Here is a 764-nt window from a genome sequence, read left to right as displayed (position 1 = left end):
GGCGGCCCGCTGGTGGGCCAGAACCTCGCCTTCCTGGGCAAGCACATGCCCAACGTGGAAACCCGCGTCGCCGCCATCTACCGGCGCAATCGGCCGATCATCCCCCAGGGCGACACGGTCATCGAAGCCGACGACGAAGTGTTCTTCCTGGCGGCGCGGCGGGATATCCGCGCGGTGATGAGCGAGCTGCGCAAGGTGGAGCGCGACTTCCGCCGGGTGGTGATTGCCGGGGGTGGCAACATCGGCGAACGCCTGGCGGAGCATCTGGAGCATAGCCATCAGGTCAAGATCATCGAGCACAGCCTGGAGCGCTGCACCACGCTCTCGGAGCGGCTGGACCGCACCGTGGTGCTGCACGGCAGCGCCACCAGCAAGCGCCTGCTGGAAGAAGAGAACATCGAGGATTGCGACATCTTCTGTGCCCTGACCAACGACGACGAGGTGAACATCATGTCGTCGCTGCTGGCCAAGCGGCTGGGGGCCAAGAAGGTGCTCACGCTGATCAACAACGCCGCCTACGTGGACCTGGTCCAGGGTGGCGATATCGATATCGCCATTTCACCGCAGCAGGCCACCATCGGCAGCCTGCTGACCCACGTGCGCCGGGGCGATATCGTCAACGTGCACTCCCTGCGCCGGGGTGCGGCGGAAGCCATCGAGGCGATTGCCCACGGCGACAAGCAGTCTTCCAAGGTGGTGGGCCGCACCATCGATGAGATCGAGCTTCCCGAAGGCACCACCATCGGTGCCGTGGTGCGCGGCAA

The 764-nt window shown here is 65.4% G+C and carries 1 protein-coding gene; it reads left to right on the top strand.

The features are described 5' to 3' along the window. Positions 1-764 (top strand): Trk system potassium transporter TrkA (gene trkA / locus IE061_RS17900; protein ID WP_193462212.1); only part of this gene is annotated, 764 nt, incomplete at both ends.

Origin of the sequence: Vreelandella hamiltonii (assembly GCF_014651795.1) — a bacterium.
Taxonomy (GTDB): Bacteria; Pseudomonadota; Gammaproteobacteria; order Pseudomonadales; family Halomonadaceae; genus Vreelandella; species Vreelandella hamiltonii.
Note: the sequence above shows the minus strand (reverse complement) of the source record. Positions and strands in the feature narration are given on the sequence as shown.